Origin of the sequence: Flavobacterium aestuarii, assembly GCF_040049115.1 — a bacterium.
In the GTDB taxonomy this organism is placed as follows: domain Bacteria; phylum Bacteroidota; class Bacteroidia; order Flavobacteriales; family Flavobacteriaceae; genus Flavobacterium; species Flavobacterium aestuarii.
Genome location: NZ_JBDLZZ010000007.1, coordinates 168,393 through 187,484, shown reverse-complemented (window position 1 = coordinate 187,484; position 19,092 = coordinate 168,393). Strand labels below are relative to the sequence as shown.

Here is a 19,092-nt window from a genome sequence, read left to right as displayed (position 1 = left end):
TAAAATTCTAATCTAAAACCCGATTCACGATGAAAAAAATAATATTTATATTATTTGTGATACTCTCTACATTGTATGGATCACAAATGTATGCTCAAACACCTGTTACACCTGACTGGGCATGGGCAAAAAACATAGACGGAGCAAGTGCTGTAGCTGCTACAGACGATGGCTCTATTTTTACGGATACTGCTGGAAACAGTTATATCGTAAACCAGATAAATTCGCACGTAAACATCAAGAAGTATGATGCTGCCGGAGCTTTGGTCTGGGATCGTGCTGGAAGTAGTGGCGGAGGCACTGAACTTCCAACTGATATTACAGTAGATAACGCTGGTAATTATTATATTACTGGATCCTATACTGATTCAGCCACTTTTGGAACAGTAACACTTGCTAATTCTGGACAATCTGATATTTTTATAGTAAAATATGATGCTGATGGAAATGTATTGTGGGCTCAGAAATATGGAGAATCATACAACGACCAAGGAAATAGCATTGTAGTAGATTCTAATGGAAACTGCTACGTAGGTGGATATAGTCTTAACTTTAGTGGTGGTAGTGTAAATGTTGGTCAGCTATTTTATGCTAAATATAATTCTCTTGGTGTTGTTCAATGGACAAAAATTAACGGTGGCACTAATAGTTATTCAACAAATGAAAAAGGTGTAAATGCTATATCTGTTGATAGTTTTGGCAATACTTATTTAACAGGCTTTTACCGTGCTTATAATATAAGTGGAGTCGGATATATTCGAAAATGTGATCCATCTGGGAATACTGTATGGGAAAAAAACTTAGAAGGATATAATGGTAACGACATAGTTAGCGATGCAGTAGGAAATAGCTATGTGACAGGAACAAAATACTTATCATTAAATAATTACGACATTTTTACCACAAAATATGATGCGGGGGGACAAATTATTTGGACACAAAGTGCAGGAGGAATAGATAAAGACTTTGGTGATAGTGTTAGTATTGATACTGACGGGAACTGTTATGTTTCAGGAAGATTTCAGCAAAATGCTGCTTTTGGACCAATAACACTTGAAAACCTCAATAGTGGTATCAGTGATGTATTTGTTGCAAAATATGACAAGCTTGGTGATATTGTTTGGGTGCAGCAGGCTGGTGAAAGTGGTGAAGATGCAGCTAGTAAAATAGGGGTTGATGGAGCTGGAAATTGTTACATTAATGGATACTATACTACAAGTACTACTTTTGGAACTACTGTATTAAATGGTATTATTAGACAAGCCTTTATTGCTAAAATTGGCGATTTTGTTGAAGGAACAGAAAGTATTGCTACACTACCGCTGGCATCTCACAATTATAATGCAGGAGGCGCTATTAGTGTTCCTTTTTCTACAAAAGGGAATTTTCCTGCAGGAACAACATTTACTGTAGAACTATCTGACCCTTCGGGTTCTTTCTTTTATCCTAAATATATAGGAGTAGGTACTACAAGTCCTATCAGTTGCGTAATTCCTTCTTTGACTATTCCAGCATCTGAATATCGCATTCGTGTGATTAGTGCAACACCTGCAGTATTTGGTACTGACAATGGAAGTGCCATTACAATAAATGGTAACAGTCAATTGACAACTCCTGACTGGGCATGGGCAAAAAACATAGACGGAGCAAGTGCTGTAGCAACCACAGACGATGGCTCTATTTTTACGGATACTGCTGGAAACAGTTATATCGTAAACCAAATAAATTCGCACGTAAACATCAAGAAGTATGATGCTAACGGAGCTTTGGTCTGGGATCGTGCTGGAAGTAATGGGTCTGGAGTTGAATTACCTATGGATATCACAGCAGATGCTGCTGGCAATTATTATATTACTGGATCCTATACTGATTCAGCCACTTTTGGAACAGTAACACTTGCTAATTCTGGACAATCTGATATTTTTATAGTAAAGTATGATGCTGATGGAAATGTATTGTGGGCTCAGAAATATGGAGGATCATACAACGACCAAGGAAATAGCATTGTAGTAGATTCTAATGGAAACTGCTACGTAGGTGGATATAGTCTTAACTTTAGTGGTGGTAGTGTAAATGTTGGTCAGCTATTTTATGCTAAATATAATTCTCTTGGTGTTGTTCAATGGACAAAAATTAACGGTGGCACTAATAGTTATTCAACAAATGAAAAAGGTGTAAATGCTATATCTGTTGATAGTTTTGGCAATACTTATTTAACAGGTTTTTACCGTGCTTATAATATAAGTGGAATCGGATATATTCGAAAATGCGATCCATCTGGAAATACTGTATGGGAAAAAACCTTAGAAGGATATAATGGTAATGACATAGTTACCGATTTATTAGGGAACAGTTATGTAACTGGTACAAGTTACTCATCAACATCATTATATGATATCTTTACCACAAAATATAACCCTGCGGGTGTCGTAGTATGGTCTCAAAAAGGTATTGGTTTAGATAATGACTATGGAGATGGTATTGCTCTGGATGCTAACGGAAATTGTTTCGTAACAGGAAGGTTCCAGCACAATACTGATTTTTCCACATTAAATATTAGCAATACCAGCAGTGGTATTAGTGATGTTTTTGTGGCCAAGTATGATAATACAGGAAACATTGCCTGGTTACAGCAAGCGGGAGAAAGTGGTGAAGACGCTGGCAGTAAAATTGGTGTAGATGCTGATGGTAACTGTTACATTAACGGATACTATACTACAAGTACAATTTTTGGCAACACCACTCTAAACGGAGGTAACCGCAATCCATTTTTGGCCAAAATAGGTGTAACTGCCGATACAACTTTAGGAACTGCTGTTGTAAAAGGTGAAAACTTTTGTGGAGGAGCTGTAGTTACCGTTGATTTTGCTATAACTGGCAAATACGATGATACTAACATTTTTACAGCACAGTTATCAGATGCTTCAGGGTCATTTAGCAGTCCTGTGAATATTGGAACTTTAGAATCGCCTTTAAATACAAGTATTTATGCAATAATCCCTTTAACAACTCCTGCAGGAACTGGATACAGAATACGTGTTATAAGCAGTAATCCTACTTTAATCGGAAATGATAATGGGATTGATATTGCTATTAACCAAACCGACTGCAAAAGCAATATTGTTAAACTGGATGTAAAACCAATTGCTGCGATAGAATATTTTATCGACACTGATCCGGGAGCCGGAAATGGTACAGCATTGCCAACTGCCGGCGGACTTACAGTAAACGAAAATTTTCAAATTACACTGCCTGCATTATCTCCTGGATTTCACAATCTGTTCATCAGAGCAAAAGATATTGATGGCGTTTGGAGTATGTACGAAGGAAGAGTCTTCTATATTCAGCCAGAGCCTTTAGTATTAACAAGCAGTCCAATTGTTGCTGCAGAATACTTTTTTGACACTGAACCAGGCGTTGGTAACGGAACAGCTTTGGCTTCATTTAGCCCAGCTACTCCACTTAATATAACCTCTCAAATACCAACAACGGGATTGTCTGAAGGTTTTCATAATTTATTTTTGAGAACCAAAGATTCAAAAGGCAAATGGAGTATGTACGAAGGCAGAGTCCTTTATATTCAGCCTACAGTAGTTTCGACTGTAATAGAGCCTATCGTTACCGCTGAATATTATTTTAATACAGATCCAGGTTTAGGAAACGGTATTGCTATAGATACGGGAACACCTGCTGAATCAATTGCTGTTACACTCGCAGACATTGCAACAAGCCCTTTGGGTGCTGGTGATCATAATGTTTTTGTAAGAGTAAAAGACAATGGCAAAACATGGAGTCTGGCCGAAAAAAGAGCCTTTACAATTTGTTCGATAATTTTAACAGCACCAGTAATTACTGGAGATGCTGTAGTGTGTGCAGGACAAGGGTTAAACCTTACTGCCGAAACGGTAACAGGTGCTACTTCCTATTTATGGACAGGGCCAAATGGATTTACTGCGAATACTCAAAGCATCAGTATTTCTAATTTAGCTCAATATCAAACAGGAGAATATACTGTAAAAGCAGTAAATGGTACAGGGCCTTGCGGTGTAGGGCCTACATCAGCAATAACAGTAAGTATTAGCACTACTCCTGTTCCTGCAGCGACCACAACTCAGCTGTTTTGCAATGCTGCAAAAGTTTCTGACTTAGCAGCTAATGGCACTGATATTAAATGGTATACAGAACCAGCAAACGGGATTTCTTTAAATACTGATACATCGTTGATTAACAGCACTTGGTATTATGCAAGCCAAACTGTAAATTCTTGTGAAAGCCAATCACGCGTTCCTGTACTGGTTACTATTAATGTAACACCTGTGCCAAGCGGTATGGCAACTCAAACATTTTGCAATGCTGCAAAAGTTTCTGATTTAGCAGTTAATGGTAATGCTATTAAATGGTATACAGATACTGTAAACGGAACATCTTTAGATGAAAATACAAGTTTAATTAACAATACATGGTATTATGCAAGCCAAACTATAAATTCCTGCGAAAGTGCAACACGTTTGCCTATTTTAGTTAATCTGAATATTACTCTAGCGCCAGACGGTGATGCAACTCAAGCATTTTGCAATAACGCTAAAGTTTCAGATTTGCAAGCTATTGGCAGTGATATTAAATGGTATACAGATGCTGTAAATGGGATGCTCTTAGATGGTTCAGTAGATTTGACAGATGACACTATATATTATGCAAGTCAAACTGTAAATTCTTGCGAAAGCACAGCGCGTTTACCTATACTGGTTAAAGTAAATGTTACCCCTGCGCCAGCTGGTGAGTTAGATCAGACATTGGAAGAACATCAAACAATTGCTGATATTGCAGTTACTGGAACAGGTATAAAATGGTATGCCTCTGAACAAGATGCAATGTCAAGCACTAACACATTAGATAACACAATTGAACTAGAAAAAGGAAAAACTTATTATGCAACCCAAACTCTAGACAGTTGCCCTAGTATTGATATTTTGGCAGTTACTATCAATTTAACTTTAGGAAATGATAGTTTTGATTCTAAATCTTTTGTCTATTATCCAAATCATGTAAAAGATAATTTAAATCTTTCTCATGCTGCTATTTTGACTAAAGTCAGAGTTTTAAACATGCTCGGACAGGAATTGATTTCTAAAAATTTAAATGCTGTATCTGGAAAAATTGATATGAGTTCTATTGCTGATGACTATTATTTAATAGAAGTTAATACAGAAGACTCCAGCAAAATTTTTAAAATTATTAAATCAAATAAATAATTCATTTTTCTTTTAAATATTTTTAAAAAGAAGACCGTCTCGATAAAATTGAGACGGTTTTTTCATTTGTATTTATAAACAAAAAAGAGATAATGCTATACCATAAAAAAACCACCCCAATATATCTTGAGATGGTATTTCTGGTTTATTTTTTGAAAAAATTATAGAATAATTCCGCGGATTCTTGCTTCTTTAATTAAATCAATATCGTTTCCTTCTTGCAATTTGAACAATTCTTTAAGATTCACTTTTCGCTGTTCTATAGCGTGCAATGAAATGGGAACGTATTGCGGGATATCTTTGGTTTTGGTGCCTTTGGAAATGTGAAATAAAATCAGCTTGTCAAATTGATCAATCCCTTCAATATCAGTGTTATCCTGATTAGCCATTTTAATAACCGAATGGCTATAATAGATTTCATTTTTTAATATAATGTCAAAACCAAAAAGCAGTTCGTCAAAGGTTAAGTCATTCTTTATTACGAGCCCCGATGGATTTATTGTGTCTATTATGCTCTTTATTTTAAGCAGTTCAGTATACATGGTGAGCAAAATTATTTTGCAATTGGGCATGTATTCTATAATCAATCTAGCCAAATCTTCGCCAGAATAAATTCCTTTTTCTTCATAAGCTGGCATACTGATATCCAAAAAAGCTACATCAAAAGGGAGTGTCTCAGGATTTGTTATGATATCATAACCAGTTACACAGTCTTTACCTTGAGTAAATGAATATTCATAAACTTCAGGCTTGTACCTTGTTATGGCATTTTTGTATCCATCAATTATAAAAGGATGGTCATCAACTATTAAAATATTTTTTTTAATTAGCTTTTGCACATTTGAATCGATTGTCATTATGCTGTAGGTTTTTGTGTTTTAATTGGAATTACTATTGTTATAGAAGTGCCCTCTTCTTTTTTTGATTTTATTTCGAGGGTCCCTTCACATTCTATTGTTCGGCTTTTAATATTCTGAAGCCCGATCCCTTTTTTTGCTCTGTTTACATTAAATCCAATTCCATCGTCGCTGATTTTTAAAACGATGTTGTCGTTTTGTTTTCTGAATTCAACTATTATTTTTGTTGCATTAGCATATTTATTACAATTTTGAAGCGATTCTTGAAGTATGCGATATAAATTAATTTTTACAATATTGTCAATAGAATCCCATTTTATGGAGGGATCCAGATGAGCTAGAAACTTTGTTGAAAACGTTTTTTTCTGCTCTTCAAACAAATTAGTTACTATTGCTACGAAGTTATTAATTAATTCTGATTTTTCTCTATTAAGATTATGAGAAATTTCTCGAATATCCTGCTCAATGTTTTTAAGTTCAGTTAAATAATTTAATCTCATCTCGATTCCAGAGTCATCATTAATTTTATTCAGCCCATCCAGATTGATCCGAACTCCAAACATTCTGCCTAAAACGCCGTCATGCAATTCTCTTGCAACCCTCTTTTTTTCTTTAATATTATTGATTTCGATAGTATTCTGCTGATTGATCAATAAATTGTAAATTTCGGCATTAGCTTGCTGTTGCTGCTGTTTAAATAATAGTTCTCTCTGTTTGGCTTTTTGGACGTTGATCGTGTATAGCAATATTACCAGAATAATAAATGCAGAAAAAATTAATAAAAGTTTTTTGTTTTGCCCCTCCAGATTGGTGTTTTCTACTTTTATTTCATCTGTTTCATATTCTATACGAGAGAATTTTTCACCCATTTTCCGCTCTGCTTTTTGTAAGCGGTCGTTAATCTGAATGTACTCTTTAGAATAGGCTGAAGCATTTTTGGGATCTACTATCCCAATTTGTTTGAGAGATTCTAAAATACTTCTTAACTGTTTTGTACTTCGAGACAAATCCAGAGCCTGCTTAGCATATTGAATTGCCATTACGGTGTCTTTTTGAGCATAATAATATTCAGATAAATGTGTTTTATTGATAATAAGCCCAGAGGTTAAATGAAGGCTGTCCCTTATTTTAAGAGACCTGTAAAAAAGATCAGGAATCTCATCGGTTTCTTTAAGCTTAAATTTAGCGTAGGCCAGATTATCAAGAAGCATGGCATACAAGGGAGTGTTTTCGACAAATAATTTATTCTGTTTTAACCCATCTTGAAAATAATTTTTAGCTTGGCTGTAATTTTTTAAATTCAGGTATACATAACCGATATTATTTAGTGAAGTTGCCTTAAATTGCAGCTCTTCAGGAATTGATGTATCATTTAAAGTAGCTAGGGCCTTGTTATGAAATTCCAGAGATTTGCTGTATTCCTCACGCTCATTATACAAAATCCCTAAAAGATTATAAGACTCGTACAGCAGATCATTAGCCTTTACCTGTTTTATATTCCGCAAAGCTTTGAAAACTGCAATTTCACTATTAAAATGTTCGTTTTCAGAAAACTGCAAATTTGCCTTATTGATTTCTGTTTTTGCCAGATTATAACTGTCATTTAATTTTAGATAAAGTTTTTCAGCTTTATTATAACAATAAAAAGCGCTGTCAGAAATAGATTTTTTTTTGTAGTAATCCCCTAAATAAGTATATGCTTTGGCTAGATTAACAGTGTCATGGCTTTTTTTGGAATTTTCTAAAACCAGCTTAGAAGTCTCAAAATAACCTTGCCAGTCCGCCATATTGTAATAACGGTTGGCTACCTTAAAAAGGTTCACTTTATTAATGGAATCATCTTTTTGATTTATGATAATGTCAAAAGCTTTGCGATTGTATTTTTGCTTCAGCTCTTGTGAAAGGTGAATATCATTGGCTAACAATAAATAGGAAGCTAGGCTATCACTCGAAGGAATACTATTTTGTTTTGATTTATTTTTCTCAGTACAGCCAATACAAAAAATCAATAATAATATGTAGCAATAATTTTTCAATAGGAAGTGTTCAATTCTCTCAAAATTACTAAAACTTTTCATAAAAAAAAAGCTGTCAAAAAAATGACAGCTTTTTCAAAAATTTTAAATATTTTTTAATCCAATTTTCTGTGATCACCAGATGATTGTCCTCCAGTTCCATCTATTGCAGTAATTTGAGTTTTAATTACATTTCCATTGTAATCTAGTTTTCTGTGATCACCTGATGATTGTCCTCCAGTTCCGTCTATAGAGCTAATTTGAGTGTTATCAATAATTGAAGAAGTTGAAACTTTTGGAGAGGCAAATGAAGTTGTTGCCAATACTAATGTAAATAATCCGATTGTTAAGATAGCTTTTTTCATGATTTCTGGGCTTTATGTTGTTGTTATTTTTTACGTTTTTGATTCCGTTTGCGTTGGAATTCTTATGTAAAACTAAACAGTAAGCCACAATAAACAATTGAAAAAAAGCTGTTTATGGTCAATGGTATTCGTTTGGTAGTGGATGCATAGCAATTTTGAGCAAATGGCTATTTCTACGTTTCTATGTAATTTTCGTTTGCAAATTCGCTTATAATAAAGTCGATATTTGTTTTGTATGATTTGGAAAAAGGCAGCTTTATAGTGGTCTTTTTAATATAGCATAAAGAGTTTCCCGTATGAATTCTGGAAATGTAATTCCGGTTTACAATATAACTGTTGTGTATTCTTATAAATGGATTCGATAACACCGACTCAAAATGTTTTAGGGTTTTGAACGCTGTTATCATTTCTCCATTTTTCAAATGGATATCGGTCGAATTATTATCGGCTTGAAAATAGCAGATTTCGTCAGAATCAATATATCTATGATCGCCATAGGATTTAACACATAGGATAAATGATTTTTTAGCATTTCTGGATTCAATCTTTTCTAGATTTTGTCTTTCTGAAGAATTTGGATTCTGCACCAGTACTATTTCATCCTCAGTATTTATTTTATTTAGTTTATGAATCAATTTTACGAAATCAATTACCAGCAGAGGTTTTAGCAGATAATCAATAACTTCATATTTAATACAATCAAAAGCAAAATCTTTTTTCTTGGTCGTAATTACAATTTTGGGCAATTCTTTTAAATACATCAAAAGCCCATTTATTAATTGCAGAGATAAATTACTGTTCTTGTCATTAGGATCAATCTCCAAAAAAATCAGTTTTGGCATATGTTCCAAAATGAGGTTCACTCCATCCGCATAATTATCTGTGGAGCCAAGAAAATTTAATTCCGAAAATTCGCTTGCGATAGCCTTTGTTTTCAAAACACTTTCTGGATCATCGTCAATAATAATGTAGGTATAATTCATTTTTAATTTTTTTTATAAAATAATATATTCTTTTTTTTGTAAAATAAAGCTTTATAAAAAGATTGATTAGCTGTTAAATTATTAGATAATTATCAGTATAATTAAAAATATAAACTATCAAAGTTATGTTTTTTTATGATAATCTGGTTTGAAAAAAGTATAAATATTAATTACAGTGCTTAAGACAATGAGCATCTATCAGTTTATTTTTTAGATTATTACCAAAAAAAAGCTTCTCAATTGAGAAGCTTTTCATATGGTTGTAAAACTATAATTACATTTTCATCAGCCAGTTTTTCATCGAAACTTCATTTTCGATAATTGATTTCAAATCGGCAATTGCTACACGATCTTGTTTCATAGTATCTCTGTGGCGGATAGTTACCGTCTGATCTTCTATCGTTTGGTGATCTACCGTAATACAGAAAGGAGTTCCTAGAGCATCTTGTCTTCTGTAACGTCTTCCTACTGCATCTTTTTCATCATAAGACACGTTGAAATCCCATTTTAAATCATCGATGATTTTTTTGGAAATTTCAGGTAATCCGTCTTTTTTGACCAATGGCAGAACAGCTGCTTTTGTCGGAGCTAAAACGGCTGGTAATTTTAAAACCGTTCTTGTTGAACCATCTTCCAATGTTTCTTCTTTTAGTGACGTAGAGAAAATTGCAAGAAACATTCTGTCAAGTCCTACCGAAGTTTCCACTACATAAGGAACATAGTTCTCGTTCAGTTCTGGATCGAAATATTGTAATTTTCTTCCTGAATATTGTTCGTGTGCTTTTAAGTCAAAATCTGTACGAGAGTGAATACCTTCTAATTCTTTGAAACCAAAAGGAAAATTAAATTCAATATCTGCAGCAGCGTTTGCATAGTGCGCTAATTTTTCGTGATCGTGAAAACGATAATTTTCTTTTCCTAAACCTAGAGATAAATGCCAGTTTAAACGAGTTGTTTTCCAGTGCTCATACCATTGCATTTCCTCGCCCGGACGTACAAAAAACTGCATCTCCATTTGTTCAAACTCACGCATACGGAAAATGAATTGTCTTGCAACGATTTCATTTCTAAAAGCTTTTCCAGTCTGTGCAATTCCAAAAGGAACTTTCATTCTTCCCGATTTTTGTACGTTCAGGAAGTTTACAAAAATCCCCTGAGCTGTTTCTGGACGCAAATACAGATCCATTGCAGAATCTGCAGAAGCTCCTAATTTGGTTCCAAACATCAGGTTAAACTGCTTTACTTCTGTCCAGTTTCTTGAACCGGTTTCAGGATCAGCGATTTCTAATTCTTCGATTAAAGCTTTCACATCCTGAAGGTCTTCACTCATACCTTTTGCAAGTCTTTCCAGAATTTCTTTTTTCTTAGAAAGATATTCTACAACACGTGCATTTGTGGTAATAAATTCCTGCTCATTGAAAGCGTCTCCAAAACGAGCCTTTGCTTTTTCAATTTCTTTTACAGCCTTCTGATTTAACTTTTCAGCATAATCTTCGACTAAAGTATCCGCTCTGTATCTTTTTTTCGAATCTTTGTTGTCTATCAATGGATCGTTGAAGGCATCAACGTGACCCGAAGCTTTCCAGGTTGTTGGGTGCATCAATATAGCCGCATCCAGACCTACGATGTTCTCGTTCATCTGAACCATCGATTTCCACCAATATTCGCGTATGTTCTTTTTTAATTCTACTCCGTTTTGTGCATAATCATATACTGCACTCAAACCATCGTACACTTCGCTTGACGGAAAAATAAATCCGTATTCTTTTGCATGCGAAACGACATTTTTAAATAAATCTTCTTGTTTTGCCATAATGGTGCAAAAATATAAAAAGTGAAATTAAAAAAAGAAAAAAAATGAAGTTTGAAGAGGAGGTTTTCTTATTTTTATGGATAAATCAATTTTTTATGTTTAATTCCCTGATTAATCTCTTTTTCCCAAAGGTTTGCGCTGGCTGTAATTCATTTATAGGTGCCAATGAATACGTGGTTTGTACTACATGCAGGCATGCACTGCCTTTGACGAATCACCATTTGAATACCGAAAACGAAGCGTTTAAAAGATTTTATGGCCGGATTCCTGTGGAAAATGTTTCGGCATTTCTGTATTTTCACAAAAAAGGAATGGTTCAGGAGATGATTCATAACCTGAAATACAAAGGTCATGAAGAAATCGGGACATTTTTAGGCGAATGGTATGCTAGTGATATAGAAAATAGTCTGATTATGAAAAATATTGATGCTATAATTCCAGTTCCTCTGCATAAAAAAAGAATGAAAGAACGAGGATACAATCAGGTGACGAATTTTGGCTTGGCATTGTCCAGTAATTTTGGAATCCCATTGAATGATTCGATCCTGATGAGAAAAGTGTATTCTAAAACACAGTCGAAGAAAAATCTTTTGGGGAGAATGGAAGGCATCGAAACTGTTTTTGATGTTTCTTTTTCTGAAACTGATGCCAATAAGCATTATCTGTTGATTGACGATGTACTAACTACGGGTGCTACTCTTGAAGCCTGCTCCAAAGCATTGTTGAAAATACCAGGAACGAAGATCAGTATAATTTGTATGGCGATGGCGCATTCGTGATTTTTTATCCTAACAGTTCTCCAGATCCTGTTAGGTATTTATTCAGAAAGTCTTATTAAAACCTAACAGGTCTGGGAGACCTGTTAGGAGATATTATGAAAAACTGAATTTCCCACTTATTAAAAAGTTCTTGTAAGGACGCGTGAGGGATAGCAGCTGGCTACCGAAGTAGCGCGGATAGCCCGACACCATCCCGATAAAAGGGCGAATACCCGTAAAGAAAATTTGCCCTTTTATCGGGATGGTGGCACGCCCAGATATTATTCAAATCTATTTTTGAACATAGGTTCTGAAATACCCGCATTCGTTGATGATTTCCTTATAATATTTGGTTTTTGAATAGTTAGCTTTTATATTCTTGAAGCCTTGCCAAGCAATAAAATTAGTCTGGTCATCCTGAATATCCCAAGCCGATAAATTGAGCGAATAATACTTTTTGTTATAATAATCGTTGCGCTCGCATTTGGCAATCATGTATTGGGTTTTGGCTTTCTGCTCGTTGTTTTTGGCCGATGCAAATGCTTTTTGATAATAGGCTTTCGCCAAAGAACAGTCGGTGATCATTTTCATAATTGGTTCTCTGAAAAAATCAGGGGTGGAACCGTATCCTGCAATATTTCCTTCATAAAATATACGCCCGTTGCCAAAATGGGTAATGTTGTAAAAAGCATTTCCGAGTATGCCGCTGTTGCTGTAGACATCGGTTTGTTTGGCAATATTATCCTGCATTTTCTGAATAATCGTGAGGAAATCGAGCATGGTGTATTTCTTTTTTTGGGCAGCCTGATGGTCACAGTCGTGACAGTCTTTGATATTTCCTAGAAATGGATTTCCATAAAAAACAGTATTCTGCAGTTTATCAGACTGTTTCATAAAAGCTATAGCTTCGGGAATTTTGTTTTCGAAAGTGGCTTTGACCGCTTGAAAATAATTGATATCGGCCAATTTTATGGAATAAATAGATGCGCCAATTTTTTCAATTTCGGTTTTGTTTTCTTTCGATAAAAAAGCCTTCATGTCGAGCAGCTGTTTTTCATTGTCATAAAAGCTGGAATCATGGTTAAAAATTTCAGTCATTACAGCATTTTTTTGTGAACGGTATAATGCTGCCAGATAGTTCTGGCTCCATGAAGAGGCATTTTCGTAACGGAAATTATCAATAGGATTTTTGGGCAGTTCCAGATATAACCACGACAAATCGGCAAGTATTGTTTTTTCGTTTTCGGGGTTTAGCTGGTCTATTTTACTAAGATTATTAACCAGTCTCAACAATCGGACTTGGCTTGTGGCCAAAGGGGTTTTGGGCATTTTATCTTCGGCTTCATTGAAATTTTTATCCGCTTGCTTAAAATTTCCGTTTAGAGTTTCCAGATAACCAGATGCTGCATTCCATAAATAGGGCTGTGCTGTTTTATTAGATTGCGCGATTTTGGCAACCAGATTGATAGCTGATTTGCTAATGCTGTCCTTTGTAGTTTTTTTGTTCTGAGCAACTGTCTTGTCCTTGAACGAGTGGTCTATTTTATTCTCTTGCTTATTGATCAGTCGAGTTAATAAATAATCGATGTGAGGGCTTTTGGGCTGCAGTTTATAGATTTCGGCAATGGCTTTTTCCTCGTCATTATAATAGCCTTGCAGCGCCCAAAGCGCAGTTTTTTCTTCATCCGTTTTTGCCATTGCTAAGGATTGCTTCCAATCTTTGTCTTCTTGAGGATGAAAACAATATGCCGAAACCACGCGCATTGCCGGGCATTTATCAAATACTTTGCTGTACAGATAATTGGATTTGGCATAATGTTTTTGCTGGTATTCAATTCCAGCGATATACGCCAGAGCTCTGTAGTATAAAGTGTTTTTTGGTACTGATTTTTCAGTTTGGGTAAAAAATGCAATTCCATTTGGCTGCTGAGCACTGTAAAAATAGGCTTTGATTGCAAGGAACCAATATCTGTTTTTAAGGAACGGATCTTTGGCATCGTTGTATTTCTGTTCCAATGATTTGATCCATTTAGCATCGGACATCACTTCTTTTTTTACAGTCTCATCATAATTCCATGAATCGAATGTTTGGGTAGAATATGTTTCGATGAGCTGAGCATCATATAAAAACAGGAAGAATTCTTTTATTCTGTTATCTTCTAATTTAATTTTCTTATTCCATTTTTCAGATGTTTTATTTGGCTTCCCTTTTTTGTAAAAAAGGAATAAATTAGATACATCGGCACTGCTGGAATCTGTCAGGAAAAAAGCCAGGTCTTTTTCGTTGATTCTGTTTTCCAGATGTGATAACCAGTCTTTGATGTTTTCGCTGTCAAATCTTGTCCGATGTTCGGTATCAAATCCAATTCCGTAAAAAACATCGCTTGATAAAAATAATGGCGAATACGATTTGTCTACAAAAGTCTCGGGTGTAAAATTGGAATCGAATGACCAGCCCCAGTCTCCATCTGAGCAGGCATAAATAGTTCCATAAATTAAAAGGGCTACAGCGCTAAAAGCAATCAATAACTTCTTTAAAAATGTTTTTTTCATAGTTTTTTAAATTGAATTCGTCCAAATCATAAAAAATAATTTCTTTGGGATTCTGCTCTATATTTTCTTCGAGATCATCTGCCATTTCGAGCAGATCATTTTGTGATATTGTTTCTAACTTAATCTTGTCATTTTCTTTAAAAAAAATACCGCCGATAAAGATAGAATTTTTGCAGATAAACCAATTATTGTTTGCAGGAATAAAACTACTGTTATTTTTTAAATCTGCAGTACCTATTTTGTTTCTAAGTCCAATTATTTTACCATCTCTTATATGAATGCCCCATGAATACATAGGCAATGCAATGTTTATGGGCAAAGGATAATTTTTCAGGCTTGACAGATAACGCTTGGCAATATTGCGATCGTAAATAGAATTTAGGGAATCTGTGGCAATTGTGCCCATGTTGTAATACATTAAAACTCCTCGCTCCACGTTTGGAATCCTTGTTTTCTTGAAATATTTTATCTGATGCAGCCGTATAGTTGCTGAGAGTTTTTTATTTGAAATTTTTTTTAAGGCATCGATAAAGCGCAGATATTTTTCTTTGCTTTCCAGAGTCCAGTCGCAGTCAATCTGTATTTCCTCGATGTCAATGTTGTTTTTTGAGTTGATCTGCTGAATGAAATTATCCGTTTTTTTTGCCAGATCTATCACATCTGTTTTTTTGTCCAGCATTACTTTGTTTTTTATATACACTACTGGAATAACTTCAAAATCTGCTGTCTTATCATCAAAACGTATTGGTGTTCTAGGGTAAGGTTTTTGTGTTTTCGGACTTAAATCAATATCAAAATACCTAATATAAATTCTCTTCACCTGATTGGTATTTACGCAGGTTTTTTCCTTTGGCGAAAGCCTGAAAATTGTTTTCCAATAATAAAAAGACACCACAGGCTGTTCTTGTTTTTGGCAGGAAAAAAAGAAGCAGAAGACAATTCCGAGAAGAATTATTTTTTTCAAAATTGTTTTTTATAAGTTATTCTTTTCGGTTTTTGGCACGATTATACATCCAGTATGCCAGCAATGCCAGTATTATAAACGGGATATACGATCCAATAAGAACTCCAATTTGATAACCGTCATTGGGTGCGTTTTTAATTTTTTCTTCAATGTTCATCTTTTGAAGAAGCAGAATGAAAAGTGTCATGGTTATTTTATTAAAGCATTTTTTGTAAAATCGGAAAGAACCAGTTTTCCAGAAACCGAAGCTCTCTCTTTGAGTAATTTATCCCAGTGTGCAGTTCCTTCCCAAAATATCTTTTTCATTTCGATAAGCGCCTCTGGATTATAACTTGCGAGTTTTCTGGACAGGAGATCAACTTCGAGATCAAGTTCTTCTTTTGTTTCCAGAACTTTAGCATATAATCCTTTTTGAAGAGCCCAAGCAGCAGTTTTCCATTCGTGAGCTGTCAAAGTCATTTCGGACATTGCTGTCTTTCCAATTTTTCTGCTCACGGCAGGTTCAATAACAAAAGGACCAATTCCGATTGCCAGTTCCGATAATTTAATACTGCTTTCCAGATATCCTAAAGCATAGTCGCAGGCTGCAATGATGCCTACGCCTCCTCCTACAGCTTTGCCATGGATTCGCCCGATGATTATTTTTTTGCAGGAGCGCATCGCATTGATCAAATTGGCAAATCCTTTAAAAAAGCGGGTTCCTTCTTCAAGGCTGCTTACTGCTAATAATTCGTCAAAAGAAGCTCCTGCACAAAAAGTCCCTGTACCCTCGCTTTTTAAAACAATCACCGAAACTTCTTCGTTATCACTCAAATAAGTAAGCTCATTTGTCAATCGATCCAGTAAAACTCTGGGAAAAGAATTACTGGCAGGATGTCCAAATTGCACAGTTGCAATATTGTTTTCAATCGATGTTAAAAGTGTTCCGTTTTTATCAGATGTAAGCATAAGCCGTATTTTGATGTAAAGTTAAAAAAGTAAGCTTAGCAAAAAGATATTTTTTTTAATTTGAAGAATTCAATTTGATATTTGGATTTTGCTATAATTAAATGTTATATTTGCGCAACGTTTTGGGGGATTAGCTCATTTGGCTAGAGCGCTACGCTGGCAGCGTAGAGGTGGTCGGTTCGAATCCGATATTCTCCACAAAATACAACTCAAGTTGAAAAGCTTGAGTTTTTTTATGCCCTGTACTCAAGGACATATTTTTAGTTTAAAACAAAAACCTGTAATATCTTCAGTAAAACATTCCTGTTCTCTGTAAATTTTGGTTTTTATTAAGTTAAAACGAATTTTTAGCTTTAATTTCTCAAAAAACTTTCCTTATTTTGTTAGGCACTTAACCTAACTTCAAAATGAAAAAAATTCTATTTCTGATGGCTGTATCAACTTCAATGGCTTCTTTGGGACAAACCCCAAAATCAACTCCAATAACATATCCCAAAACAGCAAAAGGCGAAACAGTCGATGTATATTTTGGTACCAAAGTAAACGATCCTTACCGCTGGCTGGAGGATGATAGATCCGCTGAAACCGCCGCTTGGGTCAAAGAACAGAATAAAGTTACTTACGAATATCTGTCCAAAATCCCTTTTAGAGAGGCTTTGAAATCAAGGCTCGAAAAACTTTGGAATTACGAAAAAATAAGCGCACCATTCAAAGAAGGGAATTTTATTTATTATTACAAAAACAACGGACTGCAGAATCAGGCGGTTTTGTACCGAAAAGACAGTAACGGAAAAGAAGAAGTTTTTCTGGATCCCAATACTTTTTCTAAATTAGGAACCACTTCATTGGGTGGTGTTGATTTCTCCAAAGACGGATCAAAAGTGGCCTATTCCATTTCTGAAGGTGGAAGCGACTGGCGAAAAGTAATTTTGATGGATGTCAATACTTTTAAGATTCTCGAAGACACATTGGTAGATGTTAAATTTAGCGGTGTATCCTGGAAAGGCAATGAAGGATTCTATTATTCCAGTTACGATAAGCCAAATGGCAGCGAGCTTTCGGCAAAAACCGACCAGCACAAATTATACTATCATAAATTAGGAACTGCCCAAAAAGACGATCAGGTTGTTTTTGGAGCCGACAAAAAACGACGTTATGTGGGTGGAGGCGTTACCGAAGACAATCGCTATTTAGTGATTTCGGCATCTAATGCTACTTATGGAAACGAATTGTATATTCAGGATTTAACTCAGCCCAACAGTCCAATCATCACCATTGTAGACAATTTTAACAGTGATAATAATATTGTCGAAAACCAAGGAGACAGGCTCTTTATAGAAACCGATCTAAATGCACCCAACAAACGTATCGTTAGCGTAGAGATCAGCAATCCAAAACCAGAAAACTGGAAAGATCTAATTGCAGAAACCGACAATGTTTTGACACTCTCAACAGGTGGCGGTTATTTCTTTGCCAATTACATGAAGGATGCTGTATCGGTAGTAAAACAATATGATTATAACGGTAAATTAGTGCGCGAAATCCAATTGCCAGGATTAGGAACGGCCTCAGGATTTGGCAGCAAAAAAGAAGAAAAAACACTTTATTATTCCTTTACAAATTACATTGCTCCAGGAACGATTTATTCTTTTGATCCAAAATCTGGAAAATCGCAAGTGTATTATAAGCCAAATGTAGATTTCAAAACCGATGATTATGTTTCCTCACAAGTGTTTTACACCTCCAAAGACGGAACAAAAATCCCGATGATCATCACTCATAAAAAAGGACTAAAACTAAACGGAAAGAATCCTACCATACTGTACGGATATGGCGGATTCAATATTAGCCTGACGCCAAGCTTCAGTATTTCCAATGCAGTCTGGATGGAAAACGGAGGTATTTATGCTGTGGCCAACTTGCGTGGCGGTGGAGAATACGGCAAAAAATGGCACGATGCAGGAACCAAAATGCAAAAACAGAACGTTTTCGATGATTTCATCGCTGCCGCCGAATATCTTATTGCCAATAAATATACTTCATCCAGTTTCCTAGCCATTCGCGGAGGCTCAAATGGAGGTTTATTAGTAGGCGCAACCATGACTCAGCGCCCCGATTTAATGAAAGTGGCCTTGCCAGCCGTGGGCGTGATGGATATGCTGCGTTACCACACGTTTACCTCGGGAGCAGGCTGGGCTTTCGATTATGGAACTTCGGCCGATAGCAAGGAAATGTTCGAATACATCAAAAAATATTCGCCAGTTGCCAATGTAAAATCGGGAGTTAAATATCCTGCAACCATGGTTACCACAGGCGATCACGACGACAGGGTGGTACCAGCACACAGCTTTAAGTTTGCTGCCGAATTGCAGGAAAAACAAGCCGGAGACAATCCCGTTTTAATCAGAATTGATATAAATGCAGGTCACGGCGCTGGCAAATCTGTAGCAGCAACCATACAGGAATCCTGCGATATCCAAGCATTTACACTCTATAATATGGGATTTTCTACATTGCCAAAATAAACCTTTTAATCCCATCCTAAACAAGACATTAGACTTTCATTATCTGCTTTTAAAATTTA

At 35.4% G+C, this 19,092-nt stretch carries 12 protein-coding genes and 1 tRNA gene; 4 read left to right on the top strand and 9 right to left on the bottom strand.

The annotated features are described in order from the left end of the window. Positions 1–29 precede the first annotated feature (29 nt). Positions 30–5,252 carry an SBBP repeat-containing protein gene (locus ABEG11_RS09835; protein ID WP_348823996.1) on the top strand — a complete coding sequence of 1,741 codons (5,223 nt, stop codon included), beginning with the start codon at positions 30–32 and terminating at the stop codon, positions 5,250–5,252. 161 nt (positions 5,253–5,413) lie between these two features. Here the strand turns inward: ABEG11_RS09835 and ABEG11_RS09830 are convergent, their stop codons facing one another. The 5 genes from ABEG11_RS09830 to ABEG11_RS09810 form a co-directional block, all read right to left on the bottom strand. Beyond that, positions 5,414–6,109: a response regulator gene (locus ABEG11_RS09830; protein WP_348823995.1), complete on the bottom strand. Its 696-nt coding sequence runs from the start codon at positions 6,107–6,109 to the stop codon at positions 5,414–5,416. After that, on the bottom strand, positions 6,109–8,187 hold the full coding sequence (locus ABEG11_RS09825) for a tetratricopeptide repeat-containing sensor histidine kinase (protein WP_348823994.1): 2,079 nt from the start codon (positions 8,185–8,187) through the stop codon (positions 6,109–6,111). Before ABEG11_RS09825 ends, ABEG11_RS09830 begins: the two co-directional genes overlap by 1 nt. Positions 8,188–8,240: 53 nt before the next feature. After that, positions 8,241–8,489, bottom strand: a complete 249-nt coding sequence (locus ABEG11_RS09820; protein ID WP_348823993.1) for a hypothetical protein — start codon at positions 8,487–8,489, stop codon at positions 8,241–8,243. A gap of 173 nt (positions 8,490–8,662) precedes the next feature. Further along, positions 8,663–9,472 carry a LytR/AlgR family response regulator transcription factor gene (locus ABEG11_RS09815; protein ID WP_348823992.1) on the bottom strand — a complete coding sequence of 270 codons (810 nt, stop codon included), beginning with the start codon at positions 9,470–9,472 and terminating at the stop codon, positions 8,663–8,665. Between the two features lie 274 nt (positions 9,473–9,746). Continuing rightward, positions 9,747–11,285, bottom strand: a complete 1,539-nt coding sequence (locus tag ABEG11_RS09810; RefSeq protein ID WP_348823991.1) for a glycine--tRNA ligase — start codon at positions 11,283–11,285, stop codon at positions 9,747–9,749. A gap of 44 nt (positions 11,286–11,329) precedes the next feature. Here ABEG11_RS09810 and ABEG11_RS09805 point away from each other — a divergent pair, with 44 nt between their 5' ends. Next, positions 11,330–12,064 carry a ComF family protein gene (locus ABEG11_RS09805; protein WP_348823990.1) on the top strand — a complete coding sequence of 245 codons (735 nt, stop codon included), beginning with the start codon at positions 11,330–11,332 and terminating at the stop codon, positions 12,062–12,064. 270 nt (positions 12,065–12,334) lie between these two features. Here the strand turns inward: ABEG11_RS09805 and ABEG11_RS09800 are convergent, their stop codons facing one another. Genes ABEG11_RS09800 through ABEG11_RS09785 form a run of 4 tightly spaced genes read right to left on the bottom strand, consistent with a single transcriptional unit; the run spans position 12,335 to position 16,508 of the window. After that, positions 12,335–14,596, bottom strand: coding sequence for a hypothetical protein (locus ABEG11_RS09800; RefSeq protein ID WP_348823989.1), 2,262 nt, complete (start codon positions 14,594–14,596; stop codon positions 12,335–12,337). Then, a complete protein-coding gene (locus ABEG11_RS09795; protein WP_348823988.1) occupies positions 14,556–15,560 on the bottom strand; it encodes a hypothetical protein in 1,005 nt (334 codons plus the stop codon). The genes ABEG11_RS09800 and ABEG11_RS09795 overlap by 41 nt, the downstream gene beginning before the upstream one ends. Positions 15,561–15,576: 16 nt before the next feature. Beyond that, entirely contained in the window at positions 15,577–15,747 is a 171-nt protein-coding gene (locus tag ABEG11_RS09790; RefSeq protein ID WP_348823987.1) for a hypothetical protein, read from the bottom strand. 2 nt (positions 15,748–15,749) lie between these two features. Further along, positions 15,750–16,508, bottom strand: coding sequence for an enoyl-CoA hydratase/isomerase family protein (locus tag ABEG11_RS09785; RefSeq protein ID WP_348823986.1), 759 nt, complete (start codon positions 16,506–16,508; stop codon positions 15,750–15,752). 124 nt (positions 16,509–16,632) lie between these two features. On the opposite strand from ABEG11_RS09785, the gene ABEG11_RS09780 reads away from it, so the two are divergent. Further along, a tRNA-Ala gene (locus ABEG11_RS09780) sits at positions 16,633–16,706 on the top strand. A gap of 230 nt (positions 16,707–16,936) precedes the next feature. Beyond that, on the top strand, positions 16,937–19,033 hold the full coding sequence (locus tag ABEG11_RS09775; RefSeq protein WP_348824075.1) for a prolyl oligopeptidase family serine peptidase: 2,097 nt from the start codon (positions 16,937–16,939) through the stop codon (positions 19,031–19,033). Positions 19,034–19,092 lie beyond the last annotated feature (59 nt).